Source organism: Streptomyces sp. HUAS TT7 (assembly GCF_051550175.1).
Taxonomy (GTDB): domain Bacteria; phylum Actinomycetota; class Actinomycetes; order Streptomycetales; family Streptomycetaceae; genus Streptomyces.
Genome location: NZ_CP196175.1, coordinates 2,677,415 through 2,692,818 on the forward strand (window position 1 = coordinate 2,677,415; position 15,404 = coordinate 2,692,818).

The window sequence follows — 15,404 nt, forward strand, 5'->3', positions numbered from 1 at the left end:
GCCGCGCCCGGTCCCGGCTACTTGCCGGGGCGCACGGTGAGGTCGTTGACCTCGGCGTCGGCCGGCAGGTCGATGGCCATCACGATGGTGGTGGCGACCGACTCGGGGTCGATGAAGCGCGACGGGTCGTACTCCTTGCCCTCCTGCGAGTGCACCTTGGCCTGCATGGGGCTCGCGGTGCGGCCCGGGTAGACCGAGGTCACACGGACGCCGTTGGCGTGCTCCTCGTGGCGCAGGGAGTCGGCGAGCGCCTTGAGGCCGTGCTTGGAGGCGGCGTACGCGCCCCACTCGGCATGCGCGTTGAGGCCGGCGCCGGAGTTCACGAACACCACGTGGCCGCGCGAGGCGCGGAGTTGGGGCAGCAGGTGGCGGGTGATCTCGGCGGGCGCGATCAGGTTGACGTTGAGCTGCTGGTGCCAGGTCTTGGGGCGCAGCTCGCCGACCGGGCCGAGGTCGACGATGCCCGCGATGTGCAGCAGCGAGTCGAGCTGCTCGGGCATCGGCTGCTTGTCGAAGGCCCAGGAGAGGCGGTCGGGGTCGGCGAGGTCGCCGACGAGGGTGCGGGCGCCCGGGTGGCGGGCGGCGAGCTCCTTGGCGCGTCCGGCGTCGCGCGCGAGCAGGATGAGCTCGTCGCCGCGCTCGTGCAGCCGACGCGCGACGGCCGCGCCGATGCCGGAACCGGCTCCGGTGATCAGATGAGTAGCCATACCCGACATGCTCGCACTAGGTGTCGTCCTACTGGATGCCGAGGCCCGCCGCGGGAGCGGCTGATGTCACAGCTTCCAGGTAGGCGAGCGCGGCGACCCCGTCCTCGGCGAAGAAGACCAGCTCCGTGAGGGGTACGGGCAGGAAGCCCTCGTTCTCCATGCGGCGGAACTGCTCCTTGAGGCCGTCGTAGAAGCCCGCGGTGTTCAGCAGGACGACCGGCTTGGTGGTCCTGCCGTGCTTCTTCAGCTCCAGGATCTCGGTGGCCTCGTCCAGGGTGCCGGTGCCGCCCACCATGATCACGACAGCGTCCGACTTGGCGAGCAGCAGGGCCTTGCGCTCGGCGAGGTCCTTGGCGACGACCATCTCGTCGGCGTTCTTACGGGCCTTTTCCGCGAGGAAGTCGACCGAGACGCCGACGAGTTTCCCGCCCGCCTGCTGCACCCCGTCGGCGACGACCTTCATGAGCCCGCTCTCGGAGCCGCCCCATACCAGCGTGTGCCCGCCTTTGCCTAGGAGCTCGGCGAACTCTTTCGCGGGACGGGTGTAGCGCTCGTCGAGATCGGCCGCGGAGAGGAAGACGCAAATGTTCATACGGCAACGATACGAAAGAGCGTCGGGGAAGAAGAGCCGCCCGGCGAACGCTGCACTTCTCATGACGACTGGACATCGCATCACCATCGAGCGGGGCACCGAGCACGTACGGGTCGTTCGCGACGGGCAGGTGCTCGCCGAGAGCAGCCGTCCGCTGCTGCTGCGCGAGACCGGCCTCCCCGTCCGCTACTACCTCCCGCCCGAGGACGTCCGCACCGACCTGCTGACGCCGTCGGACACCCACACGTACTGCCCGTTCAAGGGCACGGCCTCCTATTGGTCGCTGCCCGGGGCGGCCGACCTCGTCTGGTACTACCCCGACCCGAAGCCGGACGTCGCCGAGATCAAGGACCACCTCTGCTTCTACGAAGTGGAAACGGTCACCGAGTAGCTCGCGGCGCGGCTCAGCTCCGTGCGCCGACCTGGAAGGTGCGCCGGTAGGCGACCGGCGAGACGCCCAGGACGGAACGCATGTGCTGGCGCAGCGAGTTGGCCGTGCCGAAGCCGGCCCGGTGGGCGACCAGGTCCACCGGGAGGTCACTGGACTCCAGGAGCTGGCGGGCCAGTTCGAGGCGCTGGGCGGTGAGCCAGTTGCCCGGCGTCATGCCGGCCTCCTCACGGAAGCGGCGCGTGAACGTGCGCAGGCTCATCCGCGCGTGGGCGGCCATCTCGCCCAGCGAGAGCGGTTCCTGGAGCCGTCCGAGGGCCCACGCGCGGGTGGCCGCGGTGCTGGCGAGCGTCGGCTCCGGGACCGGGCGCTCGATGTACTGGGCCTGGCCGCCGTCGCGATACGGCGGGACGACGCAGTGCCGGGCGGCCCGGTTGGCGACCGCGCTGCCGTGGTCGCGGCGTACGAGGTGCAGGCACAGGTCGATACCGGCGGCGGCGCCCGCCGAGGTCAGCACGTCGCCGTCGTCGACGAACAGGACGCCCGGGTCCACCTCGATTCGCGGGAAGGTGCGCGCGAAGGCGGTGGCGTCGCACCAGTGCGTGGTGGCGGGCCGCCCGTCGAGCAGCCCGGCGGCGGCCAGGACGTAGGACGCCGTGCAGATGGACACCATGCGGGTGCCGGGCCGGATCCGCTCGAAGGCGCGGGCCAGCGGCTCGGGCAGCGGGCCGCCCTCGGCCATCGCGCCGAGGTCGTGGGTGGGCGGGATCACCACGGTGTCGGCCGTGGCGAGCGCCTCGGGGCCGTGGTCGACCGCGACCGAGAACCCGGCCTCGGTGCGCACCGGCCGCCCGTCGGCGGTGCAGACGGTCACCTCGTACAGCCGCTCGCCGTCCGGCCCCTGGGCGCTGTCGAAGATCCGGGACGGGATGCCCAGCTCGAAGGAGACCACTCCGTCGAGGGCGAGCACCGCCACCCGGTGAACTTTCCGTCGTGCAGCCATGGCCAGATTCTGTCACATCATGGCCAAACGGCCAGCACCACGATGCCCGCCCCAGGTGCAGGCTGGTGCTTCCACCAGCGGAAACACCCTGAAAAGGATCAGACATGTCCCAGACGATGCGCGCCATCAGCCCCCTTCGATGGGGCGGCCCCGAAGTGCTCGCCGAGATCGAGACCGAGCAGCCCGAACCGGGTCCCGCCGAGATCCTGGTGCGGGTGCACGCGGCAGGCGTCAACCCCGCCGACTGGAAGGTCCGCGCGAGCGGCGGTCTTGCGGTGATGGGCACGCCGCCGATCCTCGGCTGGGACGTCTCCGGCACGGTCGAGGCGGTGGGCTTCGGCGTCACCCTGTACCGGCCCGGCGACGAGGTGTTCGGCATGCCGCGCTTCCCTCACCAGGCGGGCGCGTACGCGGAGTACGTCACCGCCCCGGCCCGGCACTTCGTGCGCAAGCCCGCCGGGATCGACCACATCCAGGCCGCGGCGCTACCGCTGGCCTCCCTCACCGCGTACCAGTCGCTCATCGAGACGGCTCGACTGGCCGCCGGACAGCGGGTGTTGATCCACGCCGCGGCCGGCGGCGTCGGCCACCTCGCGGTGCAGATCGCCAAGGCGCACGGCGCGTACGTCATCGGCACGGCGAGCGCCGCCAAGCACGAATTCGTCCGCGGTCTCGGCGCGGACGAAGTGATCGACTACACCGCGGCCGACTTCACCGAGGCGGTGCGGGACGTGGACGTCGTCCTCGACCCCATCGGCGGCGAGTACGGCAACCGCTCCCTGAAGGTGCTGCGCCGTGGCGGCGTCCTGGTCTCGATCGCGTCCGCGGACGAGGACGGGCTGCTCACGGAGGCGGCCGGCCTGGGCGTCCGGGCGGGCTTCACCCTGGTGGAGGCGGACTACGCGGGGATGCGGGCGATCGCGGCGCTGGTCGAGGAGGGCCGGCTGCGGGCCGAGATCGACACGGTGTTTGACCTCGCGGACGCGGCCAAGGCGCACGAATACGGCGAGCGCGGCCGCACCCGGGGCAAGCTCGTGCTGCGGGTCGTCTAGGGGTGGCCCTCTTTCAAGGCGGGCGCCCCCTATGTGCGCCCGCCTTGAAGCAGGCGCTTCCAGACGCTCCGAAGCGAGCGTTTCAGACGCGCGCCCCAGCCCGCTCGGTCGTCGCGATCGTCGCCGACCCCACCACGCGCGTGCCGTCGTACAGGACGATCGCCTGGCCGGGGGCGACGCCGCGGACCGGCTCGGCGAACGTCACGTTCAGGACGCCGTCGACGAGCTCGGCGGTCACCTCGGTCTCGCCGCCGTGGGCGCGCAGCTGCGCGGTGTACGTGCCGGGGCCCACGGGGGCGGTGCCGCACCAGCGGGGCTTGATCGCGCCGAGGGCGGTGACGTCGAGGGCCTCGACGGGGCCGACGGTGACCGTGTTGTTCACCGGGGAGATGTCGAGGACGTAGCGGGGCTTGCCGTCGGCGGCCGGGTGGCCGATGCGCAGGCCCTTGCGCTGGCCGATGGTGAAGCCGAAGGCGCCCTCGTGGCTGCCGATCTTGGCGCCGGACTCGTCGACGATGTCGCCCTCGGCCTTGCCGAGGCGGTTCGCGAGGAAGCCCTGGGTGTCGCCGTCGGCGATGAAGCAGATGTCGTGGCTGTCCGGCTTCTTGGCGACCGCCAGGCCCCGGCGCTCGGCCTCGGCGCGGATCTCGTCCTTGGTGGTGAGGGTGTCGCCGAGCGGGAACATCGCGTGGGCGAGCTGGCGCTCGTCGAGCACGCCGAGGACGTACGACTGGTCCTTGGCCATGTCGGAGGCGCGGTGCAGCTCGCGGGTGCCGTCCTCGTTGAGGACGACGGTCGCGTAGTGGCCGGTGCACACGGCGTCGAATCCGAGCGCGAGCGCCTTGTCGAGCAGCGCCGCGAACTTGATCTTCTCGTTGCAGCGCAGGCACGGGTTGGGGGTGCGGCCGGCCTCGTACTCGGCGATGAAGTCCTCGACGACGTCCTCGCGGAAGCGTTCCGCCAGGTCCCAGACGTAGAACGGGATGCCGATGACGTCCGCGGCGCGGCGGGCGTCCCGGGAGTCCTCGATGGTGCAGCAGCCGCGGGCCCCGGTGCGGAAGGACTGCGGGTTCGCGGAGAGCGCCAGGTGCACACCGGTGACGTCGTGGCCGGCTTCGGCGGCCCGGGCGGCCGCGACGGCGGAGTCCACGCCGCCGGACATGGCGGCGAGTACGCGCAGGGGGCGCGGGGAGGTCATCGGCGAGGGCTGCGTCGAAGTCTGAGTCATAGCACTCGTAAGGGTACGTGGGATCGGGAACCCGGGGCGCGGGAGTATCCGTTGTGGATCTCAGAGGGGACGGATCCGGGATTCCTCGGGGGCCCGAGGGGTGCGGTGGGACCTCGCGGGGAGCGGCGGGCAGTACGGGAGGGACGGGGGCGGGGGCTTATGGCGACCAGCCGCAGGGGGCTGCTGATCGGGGGCGCGGTGGTGGCGCTCGGGACGATCGGATATCTGAACGCGCCGCAGGCGCGGCCGCACAAGCCGCGCAGGGCCGGGGCGGTCGACTACGCGGGCGCCCAGTGGGTGGCGGCGGCGCCGGCGAACTGGCGGATGGCCGACCGGCCGGACGACTACGAGGTGGACCGGGTGGTGATCCATGTCGTGCAGGGCAGTTTCGACAGCGCCCTGAAGACCTTCGAGGACCCGGAGAACAAGGCAGCCGCCCATTACGTGGTGCGCAAGGACGGGCACATCGCGCAGACCGTGCGGGAGATGGACGTGGCCTTCCACTCGGGCAACCGGAAGTACAACGAGCGCAGTGTCGGCATAGAGCACGAGGGCTTCGTCGAGGAGGCGTCGTCCTTCACGGACGCCATGTACGCGTCGTCGGCACGCCTTACGGCCGCGATCTGCGCCCGCTATCGCATAGCCGTCGACCGGACGCACATCATCGGGCACGTGGAGGTGCCGGGCACCGATCACACCGACCCCGGTCCGCACTGGGACTGGCCGCGCTACATGTCGCTGGTCGGGGCGGCCGGCCGGGCCTGAGCAGCGGGGGCGGCCGCGTTCCGGGGGCGGTGGCTCAGACGAGCCCTGCCGTGCGTGCCCGTTCGACCGCAGGGCCGATCGCGCCGGCGACCGCTTCGACGTCGGCCTCGGTGGAGGTGTGGCCCAGCGAGAAGCGCAGGGTGCCGCGGGCCAGGTCGGGGTCGGTGCCGGTGGCGAGCAGCACATGGCTGGGCTGGGCGACGCCGGCGGTGCAGGCGGAGCCGGTGGAGCATTCGATGCCCTGCGCGTCAAGCAGCAGGAGGAGGGAGTCGCCTTCGCAGCCGGGGAAGGTGAAGTGGGCGTTGGCGGGCAGGCGCCCCGCCGGGTTCGGGTCGCCGCCGAGGATCGCGTCGGGCACGGCCTTGCGGACGGCCTCCACGAGCCGGTCGCGCAGTCCGCCGATGTCCCGGGCGAACGCGCCGCGCCGTTCGGCGGCGAGCCGCCCGGCGACCGCGAAGGAGGCGATGGCGGGGACGTCGAGGGTGCCGGAGCGCACATGCCGCTCCTGGCCGCCCCCGTGCAGCACGGGGACGGGGGTGTACTCGCGGCCGAGCAGCAGGGCGCCGATGCCGTACGGGCCGCCGATCTTGTGTCCGGAGACGGTCATGGCGGCGAGTCCGGACGCGGCGAAGTCCACGTCGAGCTGGCCGAAGGCCTGGACGGCGTCCGCATGCATCGGGATGCCGAACTCCCGCGCCACCGCGGCCAGTTCACCGACCGGCAGGACGGTGCCGATCTCGTTGTTGGCCCACATGACAGTCACCAGAGCGACGTCGTCCGGATTGCGCTCGATGGCCTCGCGCAGTGCGTCGGGGTGCACCCGGCCGTACGGGTCGACGGGCAGGTACTCGACGGTGGCGCCCTCGTGCTCGGCGAGCCAGTGCACCGCGTCGAGCACGGCGTGGTGCTCGACGGGGCTGGCGAGCACGCGCACGCGGCGCGGGTCGGCGTCCCGGCGGGCCCAGTACAGGCCCTTGACGGCGAGGTTGTCCGCCTCGGTGCCGCCGGCCGTGAAGACGACCTCGCTGGGACGGGCGCCGAGCGATTCGGCGAGTTCCTCGCGAGCCTCCTCGGCGGTGCGGCGGGCTCGCCGTCCGGCGGCGTGCAGCGAGGACGCGTTGCCGGTGACGGTCAGCTGGGCGGTCATCGCCTGGACCGCCTCCGGGAGCATCGGAGTGGTCGCGGCGTGGTCGAGGTAAGCCATGGTGGGCCCGATTCTACGAGCCGCGCCCGGCGGGCCGTGCCGCAGTTCCGGCCAGGGCCGGGGCGGGGTTCAGCCGCCGAGGCCCCAGGAGACGGTGTGGTCGGCGAGGACCAGGCCGAGCAGGACCGCGAGGTCGGCCACGCCCAGGGCGAGCCCGAGCAGGGCCCGGCCGCGGCGCTCGGTCCCGTACAGGAGGGAGAGCGAGGCCAGGACGATGGCGATGGGGCCGAGGACGAGGTTCATGACGAGCAGGCCGAGCAGGCCGAGGACGAAGGCCGCGATGGCCATCCCGTCGGCGTCACGGGATGGGGATCCCCCCTGCTCCTTGAGAGCTTGGGGGCGGGTGCGGCGTCGGATCGCTGCGAGTTCCATGGTCAGCCCTTCCGGTGCGAGAGGCGTTCGCGGGCGGCGAAGACGATGAGCCAGACGCCGATGACGCCTGCGACGGCGAGGGTGACCGGGAGCGGGAGGTGCGCCGCTGAGCCCAGCACGACCCCCAGCAGGAGGAGGGCTGCGACGAGGAAAAGCATGAGATCCCTTTCTGTGTATGACTTCCGTGTACGACTTCTGCGTACGGCGGGGCGCCTGGACCGGACGGGCCCAACCACCCTTGAGAGTACGACTGTTCACTGACTGGCGAGTCTAGTCTTCCCAAGTTCAGCAAACAGCTGTTTACTGAGTGGTATGAGCCACACTCTCGGAATCCGGCAGGCCCAGAAGCAGAAGACCCGGCAGGCCCTCATGGACTCGGCGCTCCAGCTCCTGGAGCACCAGAGCCTGAGCAGCCTCGGGCTCCGCGAGGTCACCCGGGCCGTGGGCGTCGCGCCGGCCGCGTTCTACCGGCACTTCACGGACACGGCCGACCTCGGGGTGGCCCTGGTCGAGCAGGCGCTGGGCAGCCTCCACGACACGATCCGGGCGGCGATCGTCACGACCGGGGCGAGCGAGGAACGCATCCACCGGGCGGTGGCTCTGATCGCCGCGCAGGTACGCACGCACCCGGCGCACGTCCGCTTCATCGCCCGGGAACGGCACGGCGGGGTGGCCCCGGTCCGCGAGGCCATCGGCGTACAGCTGCGCCGTTTCGCCGACGAGGTGTCCGAGGCGCTCGGCGCGGATCCGCAGTCGGCGGGCTGGACTTCGGCGGATCTGCGCATGCTGGCGGGGGTGTACGTCGACCACATGGTGATGACGGCGTCGGCCCTGCTCGAGGGCGACGAGTCCGACGAGGAGTCGATCCTCACGACCGCCCGCGCGCAGCTCCGCCTGGTGACACTGGGACGCCGGCACTGGCTGGACTAGGGGGTTCCGCCGCAGCCTCCCTGGATCCCCCACCCCACCCCTTCCCGAAACCCTCCGGGGGTTGATGACGGCCTCGGCCACGCCTGGATGGACACCACTGGGGGCGCCGCCCCCAGACCCCCGCTCCTCAAACGCCGGAGGGGCTGAAATTGACGCCGAGCAGGGCGAGGCCCGTCGGGAAGCCTGGACCAGCCCCTGAGCCCAAGCCATCCACGCGGGACGCGGGGGAGCTAGGGAGCGGGGAGCCTCCGAGAGGGTGCAGAGGGCGGAGCCCGCGGAGGGGGGCAGAGGGCGGAGCCCCAGGGGCCGGGGCAGTCAACCCCGCGTCACTGGCGGGCGGGTGGGAAACCCCCGGGGCCTGGGGCGCAGCCCCAGGTGGGCCGGGGCAGTCAACTCCGCGTCACGGGTGGGTGGGTGGGAAACGCCCCCCTCAATCCCGCGGCGCCCGCGCCAGTTGGCGGGACTGGGCGACCAGGCGGTCCGCCGAGTCCCAGACCTCCGCGTCCTCCTCCAGGAATCCCCCCGCCAGGTTGCGGGTGGTGATGGACACCCGCAACGGCCCCGGCGCGGGACGGCAGCGGATGTGCGTGGTGAGCTCGACCGTCGGGGTCCAGCCCTTCAGGCCCAGCTCGAAGGAGGTCGGCGGGAGCGCGTCGACGGTGAGCAGCAGCGAGACGGGGTCGGCGTCGCGCCCGTCGGCGAGCCCGAACCACGCCCGCATCTCGCCCTTGCCGGAGGGCGCACCCACCGCCCAGCCGAGCGTGGTCGGGTCGAGCTTGAGCATCAGCCGGTCGGTGATCGCGGAGCTGCCGGGGATGGGCGGCCGGCTGCCGTCGGGGGCGTCCGTCGCGCCGATGCAGTGCGAGAGCGGCGGAATCGCGGGCGGCTTGGCCGTGGTGCGTACGTCGTCGCTCAGCGCGGAGAGGTCCCCGTACGAGGCGAGGACCCGGATGCGCTCGACCTCCGCGCCGCTCTCTTCGTACTGGAAGAGCGAGGCCTGGCCGGTGGAGAGGGTGCGGCCGGTGCGCACCACCTGGGTGCGGATGACCGCGGGCCCGGGCACGGACGGCGTGAGGTAGTGCGCGGAGACCGTGAACGGATCCGGGTGCGGCAGCGCGTCACCGAGCGCACGGCCGAGCAGGGCGAGCAGATAGCCGCCGTTGACGGCGTGGATGATGGTCCAGCCCGCCGAGAGCTCCGCGTCATAGACCCCCGCTTCGCGCAGGGTGACGGCCGTGTCGCGGTCGAACTCGCTGTCCCCGATCGCGGCGGGGAGTACCTGTGACGATGCCTGTGCCATGCGCAGCACCGTACACCGATACATTACTGAGCGGTAGCTTTTCGCGTTCCCCCGATCCCGGCCCCGACTCTGCCCCCGGCCCCGGCCCCGACCCCGGCCCTCGGGACACTCACGCCTCCTCCAGCGCGGAACTCCGCCGGTTCCAAGCCCGCGGCGCCCGCCAGTGGTACTTGAGCGCCGCGATGCGGAGCAGGAACGCCGTGACCACCGCCAGGCCGCTCGTCGTCGCGTTCAGGAGGCCGAAGCGGATGAAGAGCACGATCATCGTGGAGCCGACGATCGCGGGGACCGCGTACAGGTCGCGGTCCCAGCGGAGCAGCGAGGGGACCTCGTTGGCCAGGACGTCGCGCAGGACGCCGCCGCCCACCGCCGTCGCGAGGCCCAGGGCCGCCGAGGAGGTGAGGCCGAGCCCGTAGTCGTACGCCTTGGTCGTGCCCGTGACGCAGAACAGGCCGAGGCCCGCCGCGTCGAAGACGTTGACCGCGGTCTGGGTTCGCTCCACCTCGGGGTGGAGGAAGAAGACAAGGACCGCGGCCAGCAACGGGGTCACGAAGTACCCGAGGTCCGAGAAGGCGGCCGGCGGGACCGCTCCGATGATGAGGTCGCGGAACAGCCCTCCGCCCAGTGCGGTGACCTCGGCGAGCACCGCGATGCCGAACACGTCGAAGTTCTTGCGCACGGCGAGCAGGGCGCCGGAAATCGCGAAGACGAAGATTCCGACGAGGTCCAGCGCATGCTGGACGGAGGGGCTGAACAGTTCATGAAGCACCCCGCATTTTTACGCATCCCAGGGTGCTCCCAGGCACACGCCGGGCCTAGAGCGCGGGCTTGCCCGTGTCGTAGATCCACTTCTGGAACAGGCCGTCGAGCGACTTGCCCGAGATGTGCTCGGCCAGGTCGATGAAGTCCTCGGTGTCGGCGTTCTGGTAGCGATGCAGCTTCGTCCAGGCCGGGAGGAGCTTGAAGAAGGCCTGGTCACCGATGTGTTCGCGGAGTTCCTGAAGCATCATCGCGCCGCGCCGGTAGACCGCGGAGGCGAACATCGTGTCGCGCTGCGGGTCGGCCACCTCGATCTTCCAGAAGTCGGCGGACGCCGGGACCGAGTTGTAGGCGTTGAGGAAGGACTGGTGGGCCGTCGCCGTCCCGCGGTGTTCGGCCCACAGCCACTGCGCGTACGTCGCGAAGCCCTCGTTGAGCCAGATGTCGTCCCAGTGCGCGACCGACACCGAGTCGCCGAACCACTGGTGGGCGAGCTCGTGGACGATGGTCGACTCGGAACGTACCGCCGAATAGCTCGGCTTGGACTGGGTCTCCAGGGAGAACCCGGCCTCAGGCATGTCGTCGACGACCGCGCCCGTCTCCTCGAACGGGTACGGGCCGAACAGCTTGGACCAGTAGTCGGTGGCCTCGGCGGTCACCCCGTACACGTCGACCGTGTTCTGGTTGGCCAGGGCCGGGTCGATGGCCACGTAAATGGGCGTGCCCGCAGGCGTCTTGCCCGTCTTCACGTCGAACTTGCCTATGGACGCGGTCGCGAGATACGTCGCCATCGGCTTGGTCTCGCGCCAGTGGAAGTACGAACGGCCGCCCTTGTCATAGGAGTCCACCAGGCGCCCGTTGGACACGCCCGTCAGGCCCTTGGGCGCGTCGATGCGGATGTCGTACGTCGCCTTGTCGGAGGGGTGGTCGCTGGACGGGAACCAGGTGGAGGCGGCGTTCGGCTCGCACGCCACGAACACGCCGTCCTTGGTCTTCATCCACCCGTAGTCGGAGCCGAAGACGATGGGCCCGTTCAGCGCCTGCGGCACCCCGCCGTAGGCGACGGTGACCTCGAACTCCTCGCCCTTGCGCAGCCGGTGGCGCGGCGTGATGACGATCTCGTCGCCGGTTCTGCTGAAGTCGGCGGGCTTGCCGTTCACCTGGATCGAGTCGACGGTGAGCTTCTGGAGGTCGAGGTCGAAGCTGGAGAGGTTCTGGGTGGCCCGGGCGGTCAGGGTGGTGCGCCCGTCCAGGCGCCCGGAATCAGGGTTGTAGCTCACCCCGAGGTCGTAATGGAGGGCGTCGAAGCCGCCGTTGCCCATATTGGGGAAGTACGGATCCCCGATGCTCGGGGCGCCCGGTGAGGCGGCGGGCGCGGCGGCGATGGTCAGCCCGGCGGCCACCGCGGTGGCGAGGGCCAGCAGCCGGGAGGAGGTACGACGTGCCGAACGGGAGAGTGCCATGAGTCTGCCCTTCGTACGCATGCCGTTGGTACGGACACGCAGACTCTGCACTCTCCCGCTTCGGCATGGACATGACTTTGCCGAACTGTCATGCCCTACTTGTCGGTTGACTCCTGAACGGTGTCGTCCGGTCCGGATTCACCCTCGGCACCCGTCGCCCCGGAGGACGCATCGGAGGCCTCGGGCGCCTCTGCCTCGGCAGACCCCTCGGCCGCGGCAGACTCCTCGGCCGCCTCGGAGGCAGCAGGCACCTCGGCCACAGAGGCCGCCTCGTCGGCCTCCGCCGCCTCAGGCGCCTCCGCCGTCACTGCCTCGCCGATCGTCACGACCTCGATCGACTCCCTGGCCTCCGGAAGCACCGCCTCGCCCGGCGCCTGGTCCGGCGCGTTCTCCGGGTGGTGGCAGGCCACCTGCTGGCCGGGCTTGAGCTCCACGAGTACCGGCTCCTGCGTCTTGCAGACCTCCGTCGCCTTCCAGCACCGGGTGTGGAACCGGCAGCCGCTCGGCGGCGAGATCGGCGAGGGGACGTCGCCCTTCAGCAGGATCCGCTCGCTCTTCATGCCGCGCCGCCTGGGGTCCGGCACCGGCACCGCGGACATCAGCGCCTTGGTGTACGGGTGCATCGGCGCCGCGTACAGCGACTTGCGGTCGGCCAACTCCACGATCTTGCCGAGGTACATGACCGCGATCCGGTCCGACACGTGCCGGATGACCGACAGATCGTGCGCGATGATCACGTACGTGAGGCCGAGCTCCTGCTGGAGGTCGTCGAGGAGGTTGACCACCTGCGCCTGGATGGACACGTCGAGCGCCGAGACCGGCTCGTCCGCGACGACCAGCTTCGGGTTGAGCGCGAGCGCACGGGCGATGCCGATGCGCTGGCGCTGACCCCCGGAGAACTCGTGCGGATAGCGGTTGTAGTGCTCGGGGTTGAGGCCCACGACCGAGAGCAGCCGCTGGACCTCCTTCTTGATCCCGCCCTCCGGGGTGACCCCCTGCAGCTTGAACGGGGCGGAGATGATGCCGCCGACCGTGTGCCGCGGGTTCAGCGAGGAGTACGGGTCCTGGAAGATCATCTGGACGTCGCGGCGCATCGGCCGCATGCCGCGCACCCCGAGATGGGTGATGTCCCGGCCCTCGAACTCGACCGTGCCGCCGGTCGGTTCGAGCAGCCTGGTGATGAGGCGGCCCATCGTCGACTTGCCGCAGCCGGACTCGCCGACCACGCCCAGCGTCTCGCCCGAGCGCACGTCGAAGTCGATGCCGTCGACGGCCTTGACCGAGCCGGTCTGCCGCTTCAGCACACCGCTGCGGATCGGGAAGTGCTTCTGCAGGCCGCTGACCTTGAGCAGGACCTCGCCGGGGGCGACATCCTTATTGAGCGCAGTCTTCGTCAGGACCGTACCGTCGCTCTGCGCGGGAATCGTCACGTCGTTGTCCGTCACGCCTTTGTCCTCGCTCACAGCTTGGGCGCAATCTCTTCGGTCCAGATGCGCTCCCGCTCGTCCGGCGTCATGTGGCAGGCGGTCCAGTGACCGCTTCCGCCGTCGGCCAGCTCGGGGCGTACGGTCCGGGTGATGTTGTCCTTGGGCACATCGGCGTACGGGCAGCGCGGGTTGAAGGCGCAGCCCGACGGGATGTTGATCAGGGACGGCGGGGAGCCCTTCACCGGGATGAGACGCTCGGTCTCCTCCCGGTCGATGCGCGGCATCGAGCCGAGCAGGCCCCAGGTGTAGGGGTGACGGGGCTCGTAGAAGACCTTCTCTGCGGGCCCGCGCTCCACGCACCGGCCGCCGTACATCACGAGGATGTCGTCGGCGAGCTCGGCGACCACGCCCAGGTCGTGGGTGATGATGATGACCGCGGAGCCGAACTCCTTCTGCAGATCCCGGATCAGGTCGAGGATCTGCGCCTGGACGGTGACGTCCAGGGCGGTCGTCGGCTCGTCCGCGATCAGCAGGTCGGGGTTGTTCACAAGCGACATCGCGATCATCGCGCGCTGGCGCATGCCGCCCGAGAACTCGTGCGGGTAGGAGTCGACGCGCTTGTCGGGCTGCGGGATGCCGACCCGGTCGAGCATCTCGATCGCCCGGGTGCGCGCCGTCTTCTTGTCGACGTCGTGGTGGACCCGGTACGCCTCGACGATCTGCTTGCCGATGGTGAAGTACGGGTGCAGCGCGGACAGCGGGTCCTGGAAGATCATCGCCATGTCGCGGCCGCGCAGCTTGCGTACGTCATCGGGGTCGGCGGAGAGCAACTCCTTGCCGTTGAGCCAGATTTCGCCGGAGATCTGCGCCTTGCGCTTGCCGTACTGGCCGGCCGTGTGCAGACCCATGATGCCCATCGAGGTGACGGACTTCCCGGAGCCGGACTCGCCGACGATGCCGAGGGTCTTGCCCTTCTCAAGGGAGAAGCTGAGCCCGTCGACGGACTTGACCAGGCCGTCGTCGGTCGGGAAGTGGACCTTCAGATCGCGTACGTCGAGGAAGGCGTCCGAGGGCCGCTCCGCCGCGACCGGCTCGCCGACCGCAGCGCCGGTCTTGTTCAGGTCGGTCATGCGAGCCTCACTCGGGGGTCGATCACGGCGTACAGGAGGTCCACGACAAGGTTCGCGAAGATCACCGCCGCCGAGGTGATCAGCGTGACGCCGAGGATCACCGGAAGGTCGCGCTCGCCGATCGCGCGGAGCACCGCCTGGCCCAGGCCCGGGATGCTGTACGTGGTCTCGGTGAGGATCGCGCCGCCGATGAGGGCGCCGATGTCCATGCCGAGCACGGTCAGGATCGGCGCCATGGTGGACCGCATGGCGTGCTTGCCGATGACGGCGGATTCGCTCAGGCCCTTGGCCCGGGCGGTTCTGACGTAGTCCTCGCCCATCACTTCGAGCATGGTCGCTCTGGTGAGGCGGGCGTACATCGCCGCCTGGAGGAAGGCCAGCGTGATCCAGGGCAGGATCAGACCGCTGAACCACCCGCCCGGTGATTCGCTGAAGGGTACGTACTGACCGTCGATCCAGTGCAGGCCGTAGGTGAAGATTGCCAGCGAGAGCAGACCGGTGAAGTAGATCGGCAGCGAGACGCCGGCCAGGGCCACGGTCATGGAGAACCGGTCCCACAGCGAGCCGCGCTTGAGGGCGGACACCACGCCGGTGAGCACGCCGAAGACGACCCACAGGATGGCCGCGCCGATGACCAGCGACAGCGTGACCGGGAAGCGCTCCTTGAGCACCGGCCAGATGGCCTGCTCGTTGCGGAACGAGTAGCCGAAGCACGGGGCGTCGCAGTGGATCGTCGAGCCGCCGCCGGTGTAGTCGCGGCCGGCCAGGATGCCCTTCACGAAGTCGAAGAGCTGCACGAAGATCGGGTCGCCGAGACCCAGCTTCTCGCGGACCGCTTCGAGCGCGGCGGCGTCGGACTGCTTGCCGACGTACATCGTGGCCGGGTCGACGCCCGTCCACTTGGGGATCAGGAAGAAGATGCCGAACGTCACCAGCATGACGATCAGCAGCATCACGATGGCGGCGAAAAGCCGCCTGATGAGATATGCGAGCACTGCTCTCGGCCCGGCGGCGGGCCGGGGGCACCGGATTGCGGTACCCCCGACCCGTCACACGACGGCCTTCACCTGCCCTTCGTGCCTAG

The 15,404-nt window shown here is 70.6% G+C and carries 17 protein-coding genes; 4 read left to right on the forward strand and 13 right to left on the reverse strand.

Translation table 11 applies throughout. The features are described from left to right. Positions 1-17: 17 nt before the first annotated feature. Together ACSHXC_RS11825 and ACSHXC_RS11830 are read right to left on the reverse strand one after the other, a co-directional pair. Positions 18-707 carry an SDR family oxidoreductase gene (locus ACSHXC_RS11825; protein WP_189963919.1) on the reverse strand — a complete coding sequence of 230 codons (690 nt, stop codon included), beginning with the start codon at positions 705-707 and terminating at the stop codon, positions 18-20. A gap of 28 nt (positions 708-735) precedes the next feature. Beyond that, a complete protein-coding gene (locus ACSHXC_RS11830; RefSeq protein WP_438291540.1) occupies positions 736-1,299 on the reverse strand; it encodes a TIGR00730 family Rossman fold protein in 564 nt (187 codons plus the stop codon). Positions 1,300-1,360: 61 nt separating this feature from the next. On the opposite strand from ACSHXC_RS11830, the gene ACSHXC_RS11835 reads away from it, so the two are divergent. After that, complete coding sequence (locus ACSHXC_RS11835; RefSeq protein WP_386105918.1) at positions 1,361-1,690, forward strand: DUF427 domain-containing protein; 330 nt, start codon at positions 1,361-1,363, stop codon at positions 1,688-1,690. Between the two features lie 13 nt (positions 1,691-1,703). Here the strand turns inward: ACSHXC_RS11835 and ACSHXC_RS11840 are convergent, their stop codons facing one another. Then, complete coding sequence (locus ACSHXC_RS11840) at positions 1,704-2,690, reverse strand: GlxA family transcriptional regulator (RefSeq protein ID WP_438291541.1); 987 nt, start codon at positions 2,688-2,690, stop codon at positions 1,704-1,706. A gap of 104 nt (positions 2,691-2,794) precedes the next feature. On the opposite strand from ACSHXC_RS11840, the gene ACSHXC_RS11845 reads away from it, so the two are divergent. Beyond that, complete coding sequence (locus ACSHXC_RS11845; RefSeq protein ID WP_438291542.1) at positions 2,795-3,742, forward strand: NADP-dependent oxidoreductase; 948 nt, start codon at positions 2,795-2,797, stop codon at positions 3,740-3,742. A gap of 82 nt (positions 3,743-3,824) precedes the next feature. On the opposite strand, the gene mnmA is transcribed toward ACSHXC_RS11845, so the two are convergent. Further along, a complete protein-coding gene (gene mnmA / locus ACSHXC_RS11850; protein WP_438291544.1) occupies positions 3,825-4,970 on the reverse strand; it encodes a tRNA 2-thiouridine(34) synthase MnmA in 1,146 nt (381 codons plus the stop codon). A 159-nt stretch (positions 4,971-5,129) separates the two neighbouring features. Here mnmA and ACSHXC_RS11855 point away from each other — a divergent pair, with 159 nt between their 5' ends. Further along, the gene (locus tag ACSHXC_RS11855) at positions 5,130-5,735 is read left to right on the forward strand and encodes an N-acetylmuramoyl-L-alanine amidase (protein ID WP_438291545.1); all 606 of its coding nucleotides are present in this window, start codon (positions 5,130-5,132) and stop codon (positions 5,733-5,735) included. A 34-nt stretch (positions 5,736-5,769) separates the two neighbouring features. Here ACSHXC_RS11855 and ACSHXC_RS11860 read toward each other — a convergent pair whose 3' ends face one another. From ACSHXC_RS11860 to ACSHXC_RS11870, 3 genes are all read right to left on the reverse strand, one after another. Beyond that, complete coding sequence (locus tag ACSHXC_RS11860; RefSeq protein WP_438291546.1) at positions 5,770-6,939, reverse strand: cysteine desulfurase family protein; 1,170 nt, start codon at positions 6,937-6,939, stop codon at positions 5,770-5,772. A gap of 69 nt (positions 6,940-7,008) precedes the next feature. Then, positions 7,009-7,311: a DUF4190 domain-containing protein gene (locus ACSHXC_RS11865; RefSeq protein ID WP_438291547.1), complete on the reverse strand. Its 303-nt coding sequence runs from the start codon at positions 7,309-7,311 to the stop codon at positions 7,009-7,011. A gap of 2 nt (positions 7,312-7,313) precedes the next feature. Further along, entirely contained in the window at positions 7,314-7,469 is a 156-nt protein-coding gene (locus ACSHXC_RS11870; RefSeq protein ID WP_189963903.1) for a hypothetical protein, read from the reverse strand. A 154-nt stretch (positions 7,470-7,623) separates the two neighbouring features. Between ACSHXC_RS11870 and ACSHXC_RS11875 the strand changes: the two genes are divergently transcribed. Beyond that, a complete protein-coding gene (locus tag ACSHXC_RS11875) occupies positions 7,624-8,241 on the forward strand; it encodes a TetR family transcriptional regulator (RefSeq protein ID WP_438291548.1) in 618 nt (205 codons plus the stop codon). A 430-nt stretch (positions 8,242-8,671) separates the two neighbouring features. Here the strand turns inward: ACSHXC_RS11875 and ACSHXC_RS11880 are convergent, their stop codons facing one another. The 6 genes from ACSHXC_RS11880 to ACSHXC_RS11905 form a co-directional block, all read right to left on the reverse strand. Continuing rightward, positions 8,672-9,541: a thioesterase family protein gene (locus ACSHXC_RS11880; RefSeq protein ID WP_438291549.1), complete on the reverse strand. Its 870-nt coding sequence runs from the start codon at positions 9,539-9,541 to the stop codon at positions 8,672-8,674. A gap of 109 nt (positions 9,542-9,650) precedes the next feature. Next, positions 9,651-10,310, reverse strand: coding sequence for a trimeric intracellular cation channel family protein (locus tag ACSHXC_RS11885; RefSeq protein ID WP_438291550.1), 660 nt, complete (start codon positions 10,308-10,310; stop codon positions 9,651-9,653). 46 nt (positions 10,311-10,356) lie between these two features. Further along, positions 10,357-11,763 carry a M1 family metallopeptidase gene (locus tag ACSHXC_RS11890; protein WP_438291551.1) on the reverse strand — a complete coding sequence of 469 codons (1,407 nt, stop codon included), beginning with the start codon at positions 11,761-11,763 and terminating at the stop codon, positions 10,357-10,359. A 95-nt stretch (positions 11,764-11,858) separates the two neighbouring features. Then, the gene (locus ACSHXC_RS11895) at positions 11,859-13,193 is read right to left on the reverse strand and encodes an ABC transporter ATP-binding protein (RefSeq protein WP_438296539.1); all 1,335 of its coding nucleotides are present in this window, start codon (positions 13,191-13,193) and stop codon (positions 11,859-11,861) included. A gap of 29 nt (positions 13,194-13,222) precedes the next feature. Continuing rightward, positions 13,223-14,320, reverse strand: coding sequence for an ABC transporter ATP-binding protein (locus ACSHXC_RS11900; protein ID WP_438291552.1), 1,098 nt, complete (start codon positions 14,318-14,320; stop codon positions 13,223-13,225). Then, a complete protein-coding gene (locus ACSHXC_RS11905) occupies positions 14,317-15,315 on the reverse strand; it encodes an ABC transporter permease (RefSeq protein ID WP_438291553.1) in 999 nt (332 codons plus the stop codon). Before ACSHXC_RS11905 ends, ACSHXC_RS11900 begins: the two co-directional genes overlap by 4 nt. Positions 15,316-15,404: the final 89 nt, after the last annotated feature.

Bases quoted from the DNA above. Each gene is read 5' to 3' on its own strand.
- ACSHXC_RS11825 (WP_189963919.1), bottom strand. From the start codon at position 707: ATGGCTACTCATCTGATCACCGGAGCCGGTTCCGGCATCGGCGCGGCC.
- ACSHXC_RS11830 (WP_438291540.1), bottom strand. From the start codon at position 1,299: ATGAACATTTGCGTCTTCCTCTCCGCGGCCGATCTCGACGAGCGCTAC.
- ACSHXC_RS11835 (WP_386105918.1), top strand. From the start codon at position 1,361: ATGACGACTGGACATCGCATCACCATCGAGCGGGGCACCGAGCACGTA.
- ACSHXC_RS11840 (WP_438291541.1), bottom strand. From the start codon at position 2,690: ATGGCTGCACGACGGAAAGTTCACCGGGTGGCGGTGCTCGCCCTCGAC.
- ACSHXC_RS11845 (WP_438291542.1), top strand. From the start codon at position 2,795: ATGTCCCAGACGATGCGCGCCATCAGCCCCCTTCGATGGGGCGGCCCC.
- mnmA (WP_438291544.1), bottom strand. From the start codon at position 4,970: ATGACTCAGACTTCGACGCAGCCCTCGCCGATGACCTCCCCGCGCCCC.
- ACSHXC_RS11855 (WP_438291545.1), top strand. From the start codon at position 5,130: ATGGCGACCAGCCGCAGGGGGCTGCTGATCGGGGGCGCGGTGGTGGCG.
- ACSHXC_RS11860 (WP_438291546.1), bottom strand. From the start codon at position 6,939: ATGGCTTACCTCGACCACGCCGCGACCACTCCGATGCTCCCGGAGGCG.
- ACSHXC_RS11865 (WP_438291547.1), bottom strand. From the start codon at position 7,311: ATGGAACTCGCAGCGATCCGACGCCGCACCCGCCCCCAAGCTCTCAAG.
- ACSHXC_RS11870 (WP_189963903.1), bottom strand. From the start codon at position 7,469: ATGCTTTTCCTCGTCGCAGCCCTCCTCCTGCTGGGGGTCGTGCTGGGC.
- ACSHXC_RS11875 (WP_438291548.1), top strand. From the start codon at position 7,624: ATGAGCCACACTCTCGGAATCCGGCAGGCCCAGAAGCAGAAGACCCGG.
- ACSHXC_RS11880 (WP_438291549.1), bottom strand. From the start codon at position 9,541: ATGGCACAGGCATCGTCACAGGTACTCCCCGCCGCGATCGGGGACAGC.
- ACSHXC_RS11890 (WP_438291551.1), bottom strand. From the start codon at position 11,763: ATGGCACTCTCCCGTTCGGCACGTCGTACCTCCTCCCGGCTGCTGGCC.
- ACSHXC_RS11900 (WP_438291552.1), bottom strand. From the start codon at position 14,320: ATGACCGACCTGAACAAGACCGGCGCTGCGGTCGGCGAGCCGGTCGCG.